This is a genomic window from Providencia sp. PROV174 (assembly GCF_028480685.1).
Classification (GTDB): Bacteria; Pseudomonadota; Gammaproteobacteria; order Enterobacterales; family Enterobacteriaceae; genus Providencia; species Providencia rettgeri.
The window spans coordinates 394,442-410,888 of sequence record NZ_JAMPOT010000009.1 but is presented as its reverse complement, the minus strand read 5'-3'; the positions used below and the strand labels follow the sequence as shown (position 1 = coordinate 410,888).

Below are 16,447 nucleotides of genomic sequence, written 5' to 3'. Positions count from 1 at the left end.
TTTATTTAATATCCTGCGCTTTAACATCAGCGCCAAATCCAATCCCTTGTAACTGCCTTGCGAGTGCCTTTTTAAAATCGCTATCGCTCATGCCGAGGAAAACACGTGCGGGAACGTCAATTGTCCAACTGGCTTTCGCTGTTTTTCCACTTAACTTTTTGATAAGTAAACCCGCTTGATTAAAAGACATGGTTTCTGTTATCTGTTTTACTGTTGGCTTTTTAAGCCGTTTTCCTGTTTTAACTTGGTACCCTAAGTCGCGCAGTTTCTTTGCCTGTTTTCGGGTCGCTAATCGGTTCGGGTCACTATTTTGCTGGCTTTGCACTTGCTTTCTGCTGATAGTGACATTCATCCCATGTTGCTGGGCATATCCGACAACGCCTGCGGGCACATTTTTAGCCCCATTACGGTACTTGCCGCCTTGTAAATAAATGCGTACTGCTTCAACTTGTGGCATTTCTTTGATGTGCAGTAACTTAGGCATGTTACGCAGCATCTTTTTACGCCAAGGGCTTTTTCTGGCCTGCCAGTTTTTTCCGTCTGGCGATTGTTGATTCTTAACATTTCGTTTAGCGGCTGCAATTACGCCATGTTTCGCCATACGCCATAAAAACCGTTGTCGTTTTTTAGGGGGCAACTCCAAGCCTTTTAAGGCTTTTTGCATATCCGCAAACTGGCTTTTATTAAGTTGACCATTAATTATCATTTTTCACGTCGCTATAAATTTCAGCGTGTTCGGCATAACCAAACTCGGTATCTGCCAGCGACCAACGTTTACCATCAAATGGAACGATACCATTTGGATCTTCTTTCATGACAACGGGCTCAAATAATGAAATAGAGACAACAATAACGGCGGTTTCATCGTCAACATCAACCGTCATTGACGGGAGCTCTTGCTCAATATTGCTATTACCTAGATCGTTATCTTGTTCACTTGCCCATGCATCAATAAGCAGGGGAATATAATCAGGGTGAATTTCACGATAAGGAAATCGCCCCCAAGAAATCAGCGCATCACATTGGCGTATCATCATTTGATACTGGTCTAAACCTAAATCTTTATGCGCACGGATAAATTGAATTTCGTCCGTTTCGCTAGTGAATTCGACCTGACAAACTCGCTCAGGTAAATTCGCTTTTAAAAACTGGGTTAGACTTTGTAATTTGCTCATATCATTGCCACCGTGACACGCTTTAAGCCTTTCATGTTTCGAATAACAAACGCAGCTTCTGCAAGTAAACTGTTTTTAGTTTCTGGGTTTTCTTGCTTTGGATTCGGAGCGCGACTTGATACAGAATTAAACTCGCCAATTAAGTCAGCCTTTGCCCTTGCATAGAGTGCTTTTTTATATTGTGCACATAATGAATTTTGCCCTTTGGTCTTAGCTCCCGGTACATCATTTGCGGTGCTATAGCCTTTCGAAATATATCGACTTTTTAACGATTCAAGCGATAAATTAATTTCAGCAATACTGGCTAAGAGCGCATCGGTTAATAACTCACTATCTAAATCAATCGGTATTTTCCGCTGTTTTTGAAAATCAGCTAAATTAATATCAGGCCAAAAAGCATCATTCGTTATTTTAACGGACTGATAATTTAATTCATTGCCGTTTAACATAGATATTCACCTAATCAGAATTATTTCGTTGGAAAATATATCTAACAAAACAAATAATAATGAATAAACCTATAACTGTTCCCCAATTAACAGGAACCGTTAAACTTAATTCAGCAGATATAACAAACCAATTCCAAGCGCTAAGTAATATCCATGAAAAACCCAAAGGAATACAGATGCATAAACCAAAAATGAGCACAATTAATAAACTAGCTAACATCCGTTCTAGCATTTAATTCTATCCTTATAATAAAAATCGGGCTGACTGGCTTCCAAGACTGAAAGCAATAAATTGCATCATCTCCACCACGCCCGATTGGCTTGCGGTAGTCGTTTTTATTCAGCTGTTAACGCTCGAATGCGCATTGCGATCCGTTTTAAATGCGTATCAACACCCACTTTCGGATTAAGCTTTCGTGCTTTTTCCATGTATGATGAGGCTTGCTCCAATGTATCAACACAATCAATGGCGCTGGCTTTCGCATCCTGATTGATATTGCTTCTTAGCAAATTCAATGCAGCAAATTTGTAGTATTTCGCCCTGATTTTTTCGTGAACTCGCCATTTTTCAGTGACATTTTTAAAGGTTCTTGAAAAATAAGGCTCAATACTGTTTCCCGCTTCATTCTCCAATGTTGCCCACGCTAAGATAGTGTCAGCAACAAAAGCCGGAAAATTACTGCGGAAATTGTCTGGGGTGAGCTGTCCTTGCTCAATGGCAATATCTGCCCAATCCAATCCCTTGTCGAAATCCCCAACATCAAATAGCCAAACGGTGCAGTAAGCAAAAATCGGGTTTCGGTAGACTTCCCCCTCGGACAAGTAGCGTTCAGCGGTGGGAAGATAAGCGGGGAGTAACTCCCGCTTTTTCATTTCCACGCGGTCAGCTGTTGTCGGTTGCTCACGCAGTCTTTTGACATCCCGCTCAATCGCCCTCGCTTGTAAGTGCATACTGGCACCATCAGCGATAGTGACGGCTTCTTGCCGTTCTAGCTTTTGGCGTAGTTCTACAGCTTGGCGATGGCGCTGTGCAGGTGATAGCATTACTCTACGGTTTCCTTAGGCTCTAACACTTCACCAATGGTGACAGCACTTTCATCATAAGCACCGTATAATTCGTAGTACTCAAGCGCATAGCCTTCATTACGCAAGTATTTGTTTTCAAATTGCTTACGGTCTTCAACAAACTCAGCTTTACGCTGGCCTGTGCCACGCTGAGTGTACAGATGCAGGTTAGATAATGGCGTTACAACCATACGTTTACCCGGCATAAATGGTGGGATAATCGCAGGTCGACCCGCAATTGTGGTTCCCAACATTTGAGCCGCGATTTTCTCCGTTGGACGGTCTGCCGCTTGATATAAGCGATATTGTTCAGCAGCCACTAAATCAGCACCAACAAGCACCACTAAACGCGGGTCATTACGGAATTCAGCAGGAATACAGGTATTAACAATATCTGATGCCATTGCATCCAATGATTTAAAATCACCTTTTTCATCAAGAACTACAGGCGTAGTGATAACTTGTTTACCACCTTGCCACTGCTTAGCCAGTGCGTGCCAACCGATATTAACGTCTTCGCCATTTGGGTACTTATGCGGATCCGTATTTTCAGCAACATGTGTTCCATTAAATCCAATACGTAATTGGTCTAATGCAAATGATTTCAAAGTAAACCCTTGCATTTTCTGGAAAAACTCGTCTTCACTACCTGAATTCGCCCAGACGGATAATAAGTGCCACTCTAATGCCGCACATGAATCAGTCTCATAAAGTTGATAGGTATTTCCATCAACGCCTAACTTACGAGAAAAACGACCATCCTTAACGCGACCTGTAAAAATCCCCGGATTGCCTGTACTGACCACTTGACCTTGAAGTTGGTCAACGTACTGCACATTAATCATGCTGAGAAAGTCAACTTCCTCTAACAGTGCATCACGCAACTGAATTTCTTTTGGGTCAGTAATCGCGAAATAACGCGATACATCATCAACACCTGATTCGGTTGCTAACGCAATTGCATAATTACGTAGAAACTCACGCGCTTTTTGATTTAATAACATGGAAATCCCTCTCCTAATTTTTCCAATTTCAATTTTTTAGTTTAATCAAAGCATCATTAAACTAAGTGATTGAAACGCTTTTCTTTACTCTTATCGCCGCGCGGGTTCTTGTTAGGTAAATTAGTAACTTTTGAATCTAATTTACTGAAATTTTTGACAATATTTGAAATATTATCTTTTAGTTGTTTGAATTCAGCGGTATCAACAACATCTTTGACGACTTCAATGTCTTCTTGAACCTCTTCAACATCGGTTTCAGTTGAATCAAGACGAGATTCAAGACTAGTCAAACGTGTATTGAATTCTTGAAGCGCTTCTTTGATGTTTTCCAATGTAACCTCATCAGTAGAAGATGGACCGCTATCATTTGAATCGTCGATATTGAAAAAACTTTTCCAACCGCTTTTTTTCTCTTTAGCCATTTTTGGTTTGTCCTTAAACTGTTTAACTTCATCGATAACAAGCGGTTTCAGTGAACCGTATCGATATTGGTTTTTTCCTGATTTAAAGCGTAATCGTGTTGTTCCAACACTTGCAGGGGAACAAGTAACTCCGAGCCCCTCTAAATACGTTTTGCCTGTGCCTCTAAAATTTCCATCCGGTGTAAATTCAGCGGAGGTAAATAAAAGTTGCCCATCGCGATTGGCTTGTAACAAATGATGATTTGGGCACAATTGTGCATATAACCTTAATACCCCCTCATCATCTCTCTCAGCTTTAACCGCTAACACTTCACCCATTGAGCCAAAATAGCGCTCATGTTCAGGCCAAATACAGGCGGTATATAAATTCACATCGTAAAGCTCTGCCGCTTCCTCTATCCATGCGGCTTCAATTTTACGACCATCAACCGTGTCACCCTCAGTCGCAATACAAAGCCAATTCGTCATTAATTGAGACATATTTACATGTTGCTCCCATCCTTGGGTTTATTGCTTCCATTTCGTTAGGTGCTCAGTATTGCCCACATTTTTTTCACTGGCGACAAGTTCGATTCGGTTATAAATGCTTTGCCGAAAGCCGCTTAATGCCAGCGTTTAAAGGTCGGGGCACAATGCATCTACTATGGCTAAATACACGGATGCAAAAATACAGGTCGCAAAATCGTTATATTTGCGACGCTATACTCCAGCGGAAATCGCGGAGGAATTGAGCCTGCCTAATCGTCGGATTGTTTACTATTGGGCAGAAAAATGGAATTGGGCAGATATGCTCAGTCATGAGAGTGTGATTGAAGCAATTAACCGTCGCATTGTTTTATTGAGCGAGCGACCTAAAAAAACGGAGCTTGAATTAGATGAGTTAGACCGCTTGATTGCTAGCCACGTTAAATTAATGGCGCAAGCGAATAAACACACTGAAAAAATGGCAGCGTTAAAATCGCAATCAGCGGATATGCAAGGCGGTGCTGATTATGCAATGAATGAAGATGGCGAACCGAAGAAAAAGAAACGCTATCGTAAAAATGACATTTCTAGCCTGACGCCAGAAGATTTCCAACGCTTTGCTGATGAAATGCTGTTTGGTTATCAAAAGCATTTGCGCATTAATATCACGCAGGCAGTGCGCAATATATTAAAAAGCCGTCAAATCGGGGCAACGTGGTACTTCTCCTTTGAAGCCTTTGAGAATGCCTGCTTGACGGGTGACCCGCAGATATTTTTATCTGCGTCAAAACCCCAAGCGGAAGTATTCCGGTCATATATTGTGAATATTGCGGAGCAATTCTTTGGTGTATCGCTAACGGGTAATCCCATCCGTTTAAGCAATGGCGCAGAGCTGCGCTTCTTATCCACCAATAAAAACACGGCTCAATCTTATAGTGGTCATTTATATTGTGACGAATATTTTTGGGTTCCTGATTTTAAACGCTTAAATGATGTTGCATCAGCAATGGCAACACATGACCGCTGGCGTATCACCTATTTTTCCACGCCTAGCTCTAAAACACATCCAGCTTATCCATTTTGGATGGGGGATGAATGGCGCGGTAATGACCCTAAACGTAAGAACGTCGAGTTTCCAAGTGAGAAAGAAATGCGTGACGGGGGGCGTGAGTGCCCCGATGGGCAATGGCGCTATATCATTACCCTTGAAGATGCGATAAAAGGCGGCTTTAACTTAGCGTCTATCGATAAATTACGACAACGATATAACCCTGACACATTCAACATGTTGTATATGTGCGTATTTATTGATAGTGGTAAGTCTGTCTTTAAATATGACACCTTAATGAAATGCGGTGTTGATGTGAATTTATGGGAAGACCATAAACCCGACGACCCGCGCCCATTTGGCAATCGCGAAGTGTGGGGCGGGTATGACCCTGCACGCTCTGGCGACACGTCAACATTTGTTATCGTTGCACCACCCATGATGGCACCCGAAGTATTTCGGGTATTGGCAACATTTTATTGGCAAGGGTTTAGCTGGCGACATCAAGCAAAATTGATTGAAGACTTAACCAAGAAATATCGTTTCACACACATTGGCATTGATACCACAGGGATAGGTCAATCCGTATATGAAATGGTGCAAGATTTTGCGCCACGTATCACACAGCCCATTCTTTATAGTCTGCAAATGAAAACGCAACTTGTGATGAAAATGATAGATATTGTCGACGAAGAACGCATTGAATGGGATATGGATCAGAAAGAAATCCCCGCGTCATTTTTATGCATCCGTCACACAACTACAGGTAAAGGTGGCGCAATGACATTCGTCGCAGATAGAACACAAGAAACAGGCCACGCGGATGTTTTCTGGGCAACGTCTCACGCAGTAATTAAAGAGCCGCTTAACACGGATAAAAAGCGCAAATCTAAATATATATTACCAAAGGCTGCATAATGAAAAAGAAACGGAATTCACGCAAACAAATGGTGCAATCCACTAAAGCCCCCTCGAAAGGGTTTAGTATCACACTGGGCAAGCCAACGCCTATTTTAACGACGCATACTGATTATAAAAATATCTGGTATGACAATGATTTTGACCATTGGACACCACCAATAGACCGTGAAGCACTGGCGCAGTTAGTGAATTTAAATGGCCAACATGGGGGCGTTCTTTATGCTCGTCATAATATGGTGACGAGTGATTATATCGGCGGTGGTCTAACTCATGAGCAATTAAAAGCGGCTGTCTTTAATTATTTTTTGTTTGGTGATGTGGCCATTTTAAAAGTGCGTAACGGTTGGGGGGAAATCATCGGATTGGAGGTTTTACCCTCACTTTACTTGCGTAGGCGTAAAGACGGTGATTTTGTCATTTTACAAGAAGGTGAGCCGCTAGTTTATACCCCTGATGAAATCATTTATATCAAGATGTATGACCCACAACAGCAAGTCTACGGTTTACCGGACTATATTGGCGGTATCCACGCAGCTTTACTGAACAGTGAAGCAACTATATTTCGTCGTCGTTATTACCATAACGGGGCACACACGGGCGGGATGATTTACTGTAATGACCCGAATATGACCGATGAAGTGGAAGAACAAATTATCCAAAAACTTAGCCAAAGCAAAGGGATTGGTAATTTTGAAACTATGTTTGTGAGTGTGCCGAATGGTGACCCTGACGGCATCAAATTTATTCCCGTTGGGGATATCTCTGCAAACGATGAGTTTAGCAATGTGAAAAGTATTAGTGCGCAAGACATTCTAAATGCTCACCGTTTCCCTGCTGGCCTTGCTGGAATCATTCCCGGCTTAGGCTCTGGCGGCTTAGGTGACCCATTGAAAGCAAGGGAAGCGTACCGACAAGATGAAGTTATCCCCGTACAAAATTTATTTATGAATGCGGTCAATAGTGAAATCGGTAGAAATGAGTCTTTGAAATTGAATTTCCGTCAAAATATCATTAAGGAAAATGAATAATGTCTAAAAATAGGGTAAAATTAAGACGTTATCAACAACCGGAGGTCTGGAACGTGCGAGTATTAAAAATATTCTGCCCCATTTGCGGCCAACGCGCGACAATTCGCAAATCGAATCGTAAACATCGTGAAATTTCAGACCTTTATTGCGCCTGTAATGATGTTGAATGCGGTCACACCTATGTTTTAAATCTAACGTTTAGTCACACTATCAGCCCTAGCGCCCACTCAGATGACTTAATTCAATCCATGATTGAAAAATTTAACCCTGAACAGCGCCAATTGGCGCTAGGGTTATTAACCTCAAAGGGTGCATGATTTCTGACTTACATCAGGGCTGCTATTTAGCAGCCTAATTTTTTGGTTGCTCTTTTTTGCTATTTCTTCCCTTGCACCGTCTGCAAGTTCAGTAATCAGTGTGAGTACAACTTGACGCTCATAATGGTTGCAACCCTCTAAACTCCCCAGCTTTGCAATAACACTAATGCGCTCAAACGCTACCGATTCCTGTAATAAATCGCTCATATTCAAATTCCCATTTGTATACTGGATATTTGTACAGTATACATAAATAAAGTCATTGGGAAACCCTGTAAATCAGAAATAATTAAAATTTCTTTTGAATTACAGGGTTATGTGATTCATTTATAAACTATCCGCTTTGTGACATGTCACGGCAATATTATCCAACTTCAAATCATGCCAGCCGTTTGTATTCCAACAATCAGACGCACCTGATAAGCAACACTGACTAACAGGCAATTGCTCACCGCATCTTTTACAGGTTGATTTTGATAACTCGTGAATTTTGTCACTTAGTCGAGCAGTATCTTGGCGAATTAATAGTTGAATGTACTCATTCATTTCGTAAGGCTCCCGCCCTGGTCGACGAATAGCACAATTATTTTTCAACATTTCCAATTCTTGACTATCGACAATCAGCTCAAATTTCGTTTCGCCACTGTCTTTTTGTCGTTTACGCTGTTCCGCTTTGCGCTCTGCTGCTGTTTTTGCCATTAGTTCTACTCCCTTAGTTATCGTTAAAACAACAAAAAATCATTTCTTGAGCTATTTCATTAGTGAATATCAATTCCCAATCGTTTAACTTTTTAGTATTAATTTTAAACAGACTACCTAATTCATATTCTGAGTTTTGAACCAAATCATAATGATAATCACGGCCTAATAATGAATCACACAATATTGAATTACCGCTATTAGAAGAAACATCACATTTTGACCTATAGGAGTAGAGAGTAACTCGCCATTTATCATGCGCTGAAAATGCCCCAGCTAGCGATACAACATCGCGTAAATTCTCAATCCATGACCACTCTGATATATAAACATCACCAGATACCCCGCCTAAAGGTATATCGTTAAAATACTCATGATTTAACACATAAATATGTGCACCATTACTTAAATTAAAAATATAATTTCTGGCGGCTTTAAATTCTTTTATTCCTGCATGTTTTAATAAATATTCTACTGGAATATTACCCATAAATATTTTATCTCTGCCTGTTAAGCAGGCATCCTGTAAAGCTTCAAATAAAAAGTAATAATCTGCTCCAACCTGACGAGCTTTTTTTAATGACCTATTTTTCAAAAATCTATTTTGATACCAACGCTTTTGCCACGGCAAAAAATTCAATTGTTCTTTTTGTAAACTGAATAGCAATTCATTTGTAATATCAATTTTATAGTTAAATATTTTTAGCATCATATTAATTTCCTATGAGTGATTGAATTCTAGACATGGCTTGTTCACACCGAGCCAGTGATTTTTTGACTTTATCTGACTTAAATACGATTTTTTGAATATGGCCATTCGCGTGAAACTTCACGCTTTGACCGTTTTCTGTATAAATTGCCCCTCTTGCTATTGAATGGATCATGAAAGGGTCTTTTTCGGGGTCTAAAGTAATGCCAATTTCTTTGGCTTTTCTGACAATATCGGGAATAACCGTTTCTTTGTCTTTAATCGTCCTCCGTGCCTGCGTACAGTTATTGACAGAACTCCAAGGGGCGCTAATCGCGCCATCAAAACCAGCCTCCGCTGTCGCTTCGGCTAACTTCGGCACAATCTGCCAGTTCTTAATACGTGTGATAATTGGGGAGTCGTTACCCACTAAAGTACAGTAAACCCCTTTAATGCAATCGACGGGCTCACCATATACGTTGGTCTTTTCTTCACGCTCATACCATAGACGGGCGATAAGGTCGGCACGACGTACAAATGCACCACCTTGCAATTTGGTGTATTCGCTCCAGTTGCTGGTATCGGCTGCTTTGTGGATTTCGGCAAATTCAACATCTAAACCTGTTGATGCTTCGGTATCATCACCCATGCGGCGCAGTTCACGCCATACCGACACAGGCGCACCGCCTATTTGTTGAAACTGGCGAATTTTCCAATGTGAAGCCCAAGCGGAAACCGCCCGCGCCATGTCTTTGCACTTCTGGCCTGATTCCTTATCGACTTCATCGTCCATTGCGTAACCGTCGATATTTTTTGAAATGTACTTAGCGATATAGCCTGTCGCACTGCCTTTACGTTCGTCGATAGGCTCCACATGAAAACGGGCTCTTAATGCTTTAGGTGTGGTAAGTTCGTCTCTATCTTCTAAACGTGCATAGTGACTAAAAATAGAACGTAATTGTTTTTTATGTTCAGGCATAACAAACAGTAACATATGCCAGTGCGGTGTACCGTCGTGGTGCGGCTCAGTAACACGAAAACCAAAAACACGGATACCCGCACGGCTATAAGCTGCGCGTATTTTCGCCCACGTTTTACATAGATACTTTTGAGTTGCTCTTGGATCACATCCGTTCCAATTATCAACAAATCCGCCTGCTTGATAGGCTGAATGGTATTTTGATGGAGCTGTCATTGTGTAAAATTCACCATCACAGCCCATTTCCTTGGCGAGGTCTTCAAACCCGCGCATACGCGCCATTAGCTCGCAACGACGAACGGCTGGGTTTGCAATACTACCTAAAACCATTTTTGTAAGTTCGGTTCGGTTGCCGTCTTCGTCTTCTAATTCAAAGTCTTTAAGAAATTGCCAATTTGACCGCTTTTGCTCTACCCAGCGATGTAAGGTTGTTTTTGAAACATAAGGGGATGCGGATTTTTGAACTTGACCAATCGCGATAGCAAGGTGCTCACGTTTAAGGTCACATAAACGCTTTAAGCGACGATACCACCAAGCAGCATCAAACATGCGAAGTAATGCCGCGCAAAGTTTATCTTCATTTGGTTTAATTCTGCCTTTAATGAATTGCTGCCAATATGGCGGTTGGGTACCTGACTGTAATGTTAACTTAGCAATGAAAGCGTAAGTTTTATCAAGACGCTGACGGGCTTCATACTCATCTTTTGGATCGCTGTTGGCGTATTGCTTTGTTGCAGCTTCATAGTTATCACTCATAAAACTGGCAATTTCATTTGCTAAAGTTTTGATAACCGTTCTATCTAACTGCGCAACATTTTCTAGTTGCTCAATAAAAGGGAATGGCCTATCACCTGAAACACGATGTTTAAACTCATACTGTTTCATGACACGTTCGAATCGTGGCAATACATTTTTAGCGGTTTTGCGCAAAAATTCATTGGCACGACGACGACCCTTTTGATTAAAAAGGCGTGCGTATTTAGTGGCAAAATAAATTGATAGGAAATCGGGGACATGAGAAATAATTTCATGACGCCACTCAGCATCATCTTTATTAGCATCCCACATAATGCGTTCAGCCAGAGTCGCTGATTGCGGCAACTCTGGCTTGTTTTCTTCTTGTTGGCGACGTATTGAAATATATACGTCGCTATTGTGTTCTTGGTTCGAGCTCATTTTGTTAGTCCGTGATGTTTAGTTAATTCTTTTTTGTTGGTATATCTGTGATAATGATTCAGCATATTCAGTATTTTTCTAAAACTCATAGAGGAGTTACCATGGACGATTCATACATTGATAACATCAAGCGAAGTCAACTTGAGGAAAAAATCACCAAAATAGCTAAAAAGGTATCAAAAAATGAATTAGGAGGAGGGCCGATGGTGGTTGCAATTGAAAATGAAAATGGAGAAATCTATAGAGTGATAACAACATATGGAATGTCCTCATACCTTAGCTTAGTTGATAAATTGGCTGCATTAGGCTTAACGGATTTGTTTGCCGATAATTTAAGTCCGGGTAAGTACGACAGCCAATTCACATTTAAATGATTATTAAGAGCAGTTTTAGAACTGCTCATTTTTGACCATATACTTTTCAACGTATCGATTGGATGTTTCCTGATTTTCAATATGACTAATTTCACTTTCTAATAACTGGCTGATTGCTGCATAATCTGGCTTTTCTTGCAGCACATACATTTGAAGCTTACGCAGGCGAGAAGCGTAACGGTCATTACAAACCTTGCGTTCATCGTTACGATTCCAGTTAATGCAACCATCAATTAAAATCGCATCATTTGATGTGGCATCTAATACAGGTGTAAATACAGGTTCTGGTATATTCATTTATTTAATTCCTAAATTTAGAGTGTAAGATTCCCTGACGCGCTAACGTCATTTATTTAATTGGGTATTATTTAATTAAGTGGCAAGGTTAAATTTTTAGGTAATAAGGCGCTTGAGCCTTTAATATAATTAATGGCTTTAACAATATTAAATATTTCTTTTGAAGTGAAATCTTCAAATTGACAACCATGTCTAGACTTATCAATTTCAGCCATAAAAAATATAATAGCCAAAAGCTTTTTATTATTTGCATGGTCGTCATTAAAACGGTCACGCATTTCTTTTATAAATGATTTTAATTCTTTATTCTCTAATCCCGACGTTTTAGATTTAACTTCACATACTTTATTGATACCGTGTACACGCTGACCTATAGACATTGGCATGTAACGTTGCTCAAGTATTGCAGGGTTCTGTTGCATGGTAATTACCTATATTCTAGAAATTAAATAAACGGTTGCAAACAAAATAACAGGAACAATATATTTCAATGAACCATCTTTTTTGTTTGAGCTGATTTCTTCTATACGTTTAAATGAGTCACCAGTGACTTTATATTTGTACTGCTGTTTATGTGCTTGAGTCATTTCTTATTCCTCAGAATGGAACTTCATCATTACCTAGTCCGTAATCAAACTCGTTACGAACATCATTAAGTACTTCATAAACTGCACCAATATCTAATGAACATATATTCATTGAATAAAAAATTTGATTTAAAAGTTCTTTTTTCAATGTTGCTTTTTCTGATACTCTTTTAAAAACATCACCCTTAAGCTTTTCTTGTGATGGTGTTATTAAAATGTTTTTTCCTGTCATTTCAGCTAACTTTTCTAAATCACTTTTTTTTATTGCACATAATTACCTCACACCATTGCTTGACTGAATCCCACAATGGTATCAATCGCTGATACAAACGCAGGGGATGAATGTAAACGGGCTGAAATTGTCACACCAACTAATGCTAAACAACGGATCGCATTATTTACGCTCTGTTTAATTTCAGCGGAACGGGCATTATTAATATGACCACCTAAAACCACTTGGCTTGCTAACTTTCCGACCTCTGCCGTTGCATTTAGAATATGTGCAGGGAAATTTCCTTCACTTGCATTATTCAAAGGTACAGACGGCTGGCATTGAAGCTGCTCTAATAAACCATCTAACAACGTGGCATCTTCTGTCGCATCCGTAATTTTAACTAAATCACTTGATGTTAATTGGTGCGGCTGTTCAGGGTTTAACTTGTTACGCAACATTTGTGCATTCATGCCGATTGCTTCCGCTATCTGAACAAGGTCACCTTTGTGAGTAATCGCAAAAGCACGACACGCATTATCAAAGTGTGATTGTTTGGAAGCCTGATAATCAAACATAGTATTTTTTCTCCTAAAGCGAATAATACTTACGCTTGAAGCGAAACATTACATTCTGACAGTGATTCAACAGTGATTGCAGCAAGATTAATAAAAACTGTACCTTGCTTTAAACCTTTATCCTTTTTGCGAATAGGTAGGCGTCCATCAGCAATCATATTGCGTACAGAGCTTTTAGATAAACCAGTACGCTTAGAATACTCACTAACTGTGACGTATGGGTCTGGAATGGTTATTGTAATGTTTGGGCGCATAAGGCAAAATCTCCTATTAGTGTGCTATTTGGTATTGCTTAGTGTTATTTGGTGCTTTGCTTAATGGGAAATTTACTTCACTTTATGTGAAGTGTCAACATTAAGCTGGCTTTATTTTGCATTGTGTAAAGTTTACGGGAAAGAAAATGAATGACTCATTTGATTTTGTATCATGTGAAAACAGCGGAGTTGTCTTAGATAGAATCATGGAAGCCTATGGTTTTACTTCAAAAATGACATTAGCTGAACATTTCAACATGGGAGCTAGTGCAATTTCAGGACGGTATAAAAGAAATATTTTTCCTGCTGATATGGTTGTCAGGTGTATGCATGAAACAGGAGCTAATCTTGAATGGTTAGTTTGGGGAACTGGCAATCCATTTGATAACGAACGAGTTGATATATTGAAGCTAACTAACTTCAAAGAACTAAACGGTGAGCTACAAAGAGCAAGCACTGTAATGTTTGATAAAGTTATGTTTTCAGCTAATAAGCCAATGCCAATAGAGCCAATTTGTGTACAAATTGACAGGGATTACTATTTAATTGATAAATCCTTTGGTGATATTTTTGATGGCAAATGGCTCGTAGATATTGAAGGAAAAATCAGTGTTCGTGAGTTAACTCGCATTCCAATCCAACGCGTTCGAGTTTCTGGCGTTGGCATGGCTTTTGATTGTGATTTAAAAGACCTAACAATACTTGGCAGGGTTATAAAAGAAATTAAGGATTATTGATATGAGCGAATCTAAAAAAGAAAATAAAGAAAAAAAACCTAAAGCAAATGAGTCTGTAGAAAAAGTAGTAACAGATGAAAAAACCTGTTTTGTTATAATGCCTATTGCGGATCACCCTGATTATCCAAAAGGTCATTTCAATCGTGTTTATGAGTATTTAATAAAACCAGCGTGTAAAAATGCTGGGTATAAAGCAATTAGGGCTGATGATAGTAAAGCGTCACATTTAATAATGTTTGATATTTTACAGAATATTGTTAAATGTGATATGGCGATATGTGATTTAACTACCAAGAATGCAAATGTTTTTTACGAGTTAGGATTAAGACAAGCATTCAATAAAAAAACTATTTTAATCACTGATGGAAAAGAAAGAGCTCCATTTGATATATCAGCATTTCGTTATATTACATATTCTCCAACGTTAAGAATAGATGAAACAACCGTAGATATAGCTAATATTACTAGCATGTTAATTGAAACAGAAAATGCACCGGAAAGTGATGTTAATTCAATAGTGAAACTATTGGAAATAGAGCCAGCTAAAATAGATTATAAAGCATTAAACTCAGAAGAATCTATGTTTTTTAAAATGTTAATGGGAATGAATGATAAGTTAGAGTCATTATCAAATGATGTTTATAGAAAGGCTAGCCCAACCCGTTTGGATTCGGAATTAAACAAATTCACCATCAATTATTCTGAAGGGGATAATAATAAACTTAACTTATCATTATATGCAATAATAAATCATGGGTTAGATATTTATAACTATGAATACTCAAATTCAGTAAGAAGATTGGGTACAGTGAAAAAGATTGATGATGATTTTATCTATTTCACCCCAAGAGCTGGTCGAATGATTAGAGTTAGAAATACTGAGGATAAATTAAGAAGAATTATAGCTACTGAACTGGATGTTTAATGTTAAAAAAACAACTCGATGGTCGCTGGCGTTTAGATTTTTATCCTGAAGGGAAGAAAAACGGGAAGGGTAAGCGCATTCGAAAAACATTCACCACCAAAGGTGAAGCGATAGCCTATGAACGTTATATTTTAGACAACACCGACAACCAACCTTGGTTGAATAATAAAGAAGACCGACGCAAACTTATTGAGCTTGTTATTTCGTGGTATGAAGCGCACGGGATAACTTTGAATGATGGTGAGCAGCGTTTAACCGGGATGACTTTTGCCTGTGAAGCAATGGGTGACCCATTAGCCACTGAATTTAATGCGCAAATGTTTTCTTCATATCGTGAAAAGCGCATGTCTGGCAAAATTTACCGTACTGAAAAATATAAGCAAGTTTCAACTCGAACCATGAATATTGAGCTTGCATGGTTTCGCGCCATGTTCAATGAACTATCAAGAATGGGAACTTGGAAACACGGGAACCCTTTACAAAGCATTAGGCCGTTTAGAACTGACGAATCAGAAATGGCTTTTCTGACTCATGATGAAATTAAGTTATTACTTGAAGAGTGCGCGAACAGTTCAAATAAGCATTTACTAACAGTCGTTAAAATTTGCTTATCAACAGGGTCTAGGTGGTCAGAAGCTGAAAGCTTGAAAGCGTCCAATGTTACACCTTACCGAATTACGTATAACAAAACTAAAGGCAAGCGCAATAGAACGGTTCCAATCAGTGAAGAGTTATACGAACTACTGACAGCAGGAAACAAAAGAGGGGCTTTGTTTACTTCTTGCTATTCTGCTTTTGGTAGTGCTTTAAAACGCACTGGCATTGAATTACCTGATGGACAATCAACCCACGTATTGAGACATACATTTGCCAGCCATTTTATGATGAACGGTGGCAATATTTTAGTCTTACAGCGCATACTTGGTCATACTGATATCAAAATGACAATGCGTTATGCACACTTTGCCCCTGACCATTTAGATGAAGCTTTGCGATTAAATCCACTTGTTACAATGCCCTAGCTAGTAAAATTATTGCCCCTTTTGTG

At 39.4% G+C, this 16,447-nt stretch carries 23 protein-coding genes; 7 read left to right on the top strand and 16 right to left on the bottom strand.

The genetic code is table 11. The annotated features are described in order from the left end of the window. Position 1: 1 nt before the first annotated feature. The 6 genes from PSE60_RS09355 to PSE60_RS09330 all read right to left on the bottom strand — a co-directional run bounded on the left by PSE60_RS09355 (position 2) and on the right by PSE60_RS09330 (position 4,595). Positions 2-706 carry a phage protein gene (locus PSE60_RS09355; protein ID WP_048608864.1) on the bottom strand — a complete coding sequence of 235 codons (705 nt, stop codon included), beginning with the start codon at positions 704-706 and terminating at the stop codon, positions 2-4. Continuing rightward, positions 696-1,175, bottom strand: a complete 480-nt coding sequence (locus PSE60_RS09350) for a phage tail protein (RefSeq protein ID WP_272665235.1) — start codon at positions 1,173-1,175, stop codon at positions 696-698. The genes PSE60_RS09355 and PSE60_RS09350 overlap by 11 nt, the downstream gene beginning before the upstream one ends. Next, positions 1,172-1,624 carry a head completion/stabilization protein gene (locus PSE60_RS09345; RefSeq protein ID WP_272665234.1) on the bottom strand — a complete coding sequence of 151 codons (453 nt, stop codon included), beginning with the start codon at positions 1,622-1,624 and terminating at the stop codon, positions 1,172-1,174. Before PSE60_RS09345 ends, PSE60_RS09350 begins: the two co-directional genes overlap by 4 nt. A 336-nt stretch (positions 1,625-1,960) precedes the next feature. Beyond that, on the bottom strand, positions 1,961-2,668 hold the full coding sequence (gene gpM, locus PSE60_RS09340; protein WP_272665233.1) for a phage terminase small subunit: 708 nt from the start codon (positions 2,666-2,668) through the stop codon (positions 1,961-1,963). After that, entirely contained in the window at positions 2,668-3,693 is a 1,026-nt protein-coding gene (locus PSE60_RS09335; RefSeq protein WP_272665232.1) for a phage major capsid protein, P2 family, read from the bottom strand. The genes gpM and PSE60_RS09335 overlap by 1 nt, the downstream gene beginning before the upstream one ends. 56 nt (positions 3,694-3,749) lie before the next feature. Next, on the bottom strand, positions 3,750-4,595 hold the full coding sequence (locus tag PSE60_RS09330; protein ID WP_272665230.1) for a GPO family capsid scaffolding protein: 846 nt from the start codon (positions 4,593-4,595) through the stop codon (positions 3,750-3,752). Positions 4,596-4,758: 163 nt separating this feature from the next. Here PSE60_RS09330 and PSE60_RS09325 point away from each other — a divergent pair, with 163 nt between their 5' ends. Genes PSE60_RS09325 through PSE60_RS09315 form a run of 3 tightly spaced genes read left to right on the top strand, consistent with a single transcriptional unit; the run spans position 4,759 to position 7,894 of the window. Then, positions 4,759-6,546, top strand: coding sequence for a terminase large subunit domain-containing protein (locus tag PSE60_RS09325; protein ID WP_272665229.1), 1,788 nt, complete (start codon positions 4,759-4,761; stop codon positions 6,544-6,546). Continuing rightward, on the top strand, positions 6,546-7,577 hold the full coding sequence (locus PSE60_RS09320; RefSeq protein ID WP_272665228.1) for a phage portal protein: 1,032 nt from the start codon (positions 6,546-6,548) through the stop codon (positions 7,575-7,577). The genes PSE60_RS09325 and PSE60_RS09320 overlap by 1 nt, the downstream gene beginning before the upstream one ends. Further along, entirely contained in the window at positions 7,577-7,894 is a 318-nt protein-coding gene (locus PSE60_RS09315) for an ogr/Delta-like zinc finger family protein (protein ID WP_272665227.1), read from the top strand. The genes PSE60_RS09320 and PSE60_RS09315 overlap by 1 nt, the downstream gene beginning before the upstream one ends. Here PSE60_RS09315 and PSE60_RS09310 read toward each other — a convergent pair. The 4 genes from PSE60_RS09310 to PSE60_RS09295 form a co-directional block, all read right to left on the bottom strand. Next, positions 7,880-8,101 carry a hypothetical protein gene (locus tag PSE60_RS09310; RefSeq protein WP_248467026.1) on the bottom strand — a complete coding sequence of 74 codons (222 nt, stop codon included), beginning with the start codon at positions 8,099-8,101 and terminating at the stop codon, positions 7,880-7,882. The two genes, PSE60_RS09315 and PSE60_RS09310, sit on opposite strands and share 15 nt — an antisense overlap. 120 nt (positions 8,102-8,221) lie before the next feature. Further along, on the bottom strand, positions 8,222-8,593 hold the full coding sequence (locus PSE60_RS09305) for a hypothetical protein (protein WP_272665226.1): 372 nt from the start codon (positions 8,591-8,593) through the stop codon (positions 8,222-8,224). A gap of 13 nt (positions 8,594-8,606) precedes the next feature. Then, positions 8,607-9,305 carry a hypothetical protein gene (locus PSE60_RS09300; protein ID WP_272665225.1) on the bottom strand — a complete coding sequence of 233 codons (699 nt, stop codon included), beginning with the start codon at positions 9,303-9,305 and terminating at the stop codon, positions 8,607-8,609. A 1-nt stretch (position 9,306) separates the two neighbouring features. Beyond that, entirely contained in the window at positions 9,307-11,436 is a 2,130-nt protein-coding gene (locus tag PSE60_RS09295) for a replication endonuclease (protein WP_272665224.1), read from the bottom strand. Positions 11,437-11,537: 101 nt separating this feature from the next. On the opposite strand from PSE60_RS09295, the gene PSE60_RS09290 reads away from it, so the two are divergent. Beyond that, entirely contained in the window at positions 11,538-11,810 is a 273-nt protein-coding gene (locus PSE60_RS09290; RefSeq protein ID WP_272665223.1) for a hypothetical protein, read from the top strand. Between the two features lie 15 nt (positions 11,811-11,825). Here the strand turns inward: PSE60_RS09290 and PSE60_RS09285 are convergent, their stop codons facing one another. The 6 genes from PSE60_RS09285 to PSE60_RS09260 all read right to left on the bottom strand — a co-directional run bounded on the left by PSE60_RS09285 (position 11,826) and on the right by PSE60_RS09260 (position 13,737). Continuing rightward, on the bottom strand, positions 11,826-12,107 hold the full coding sequence (locus PSE60_RS09285) for a hypothetical protein (protein WP_096864695.1): 282 nt from the start codon (positions 12,105-12,107) through the stop codon (positions 11,826-11,828). 71 nt (positions 12,108-12,178) lie between these two features. Beyond that, a complete protein-coding gene (locus PSE60_RS09280) occupies positions 12,179-12,529 on the bottom strand; it encodes a DUF5347 family protein (protein WP_272665222.1) in 351 nt (116 codons plus the stop codon). Between the two features lie 9 nt (positions 12,530-12,538). After that, positions 12,539-12,694 carry a hypothetical protein gene (locus PSE60_RS09275; protein WP_272665221.1) on the bottom strand — a complete coding sequence of 52 codons (156 nt, stop codon included), beginning with the start codon at positions 12,692-12,694 and terminating at the stop codon, positions 12,539-12,541. 10 nt (positions 12,695-12,704) lie between these two features. Further along, on the bottom strand, positions 12,705-12,926 hold the full coding sequence (locus PSE60_RS09270) for a hypothetical protein (RefSeq protein ID WP_272665220.1): 222 nt from the start codon (positions 12,924-12,926) through the stop codon (positions 12,705-12,707). A 47-nt stretch (positions 12,927-12,973) separates the two neighbouring features. Beyond that, a complete protein-coding gene (locus tag PSE60_RS09265) occupies positions 12,974-13,483 on the bottom strand; it encodes a phage regulatory CII family protein (protein WP_272665219.1) in 510 nt (169 codons plus the stop codon). A 29-nt stretch (positions 13,484-13,512) separates the two neighbouring features. Further along, positions 13,513-13,737 (bottom strand): helix-turn-helix transcriptional regulator, encoded by a 225-nt coding sequence (locus PSE60_RS09260; RefSeq protein ID WP_272661892.1) that lies wholly within the window; start codon positions 13,735-13,737, stop codon positions 13,513-13,515. Between the two features lie 146 nt (positions 13,738-13,883). Here PSE60_RS09260 and PSE60_RS09255 point away from each other — a divergent pair, with 146 nt between their 5' ends. Genes PSE60_RS09255 through PSE60_RS09245 form a run of 3 tightly spaced genes read left to right on the top strand, consistent with a single transcriptional unit; the run spans position 13,884 to position 16,421 of the window. Next, positions 13,884-14,474, top strand: a complete 591-nt coding sequence (locus PSE60_RS09255) for a phage repressor protein CI (protein ID WP_272665218.1) — start codon at positions 13,884-13,886, stop codon at positions 14,472-14,474. A 1-nt stretch (position 14,475) separates the two neighbouring features. Beyond that, positions 14,476-15,399: a hypothetical protein gene (locus PSE60_RS09250; RefSeq protein ID WP_272665217.1), complete on the top strand. Its 924-nt coding sequence runs from the start codon at positions 14,476-14,478 to the stop codon at positions 15,397-15,399. Further along, positions 15,399-16,421 (top strand): phage integrase, encoded by a 1,023-nt coding sequence (locus tag PSE60_RS09245; RefSeq protein WP_272665216.1) that lies wholly within the window; start codon positions 15,399-15,401, stop codon positions 16,419-16,421. The genes PSE60_RS09250 and PSE60_RS09245 overlap by 1 nt, the downstream gene beginning before the upstream one ends. Positions 16,422-16,447: the final 26 nt, after the last annotated feature.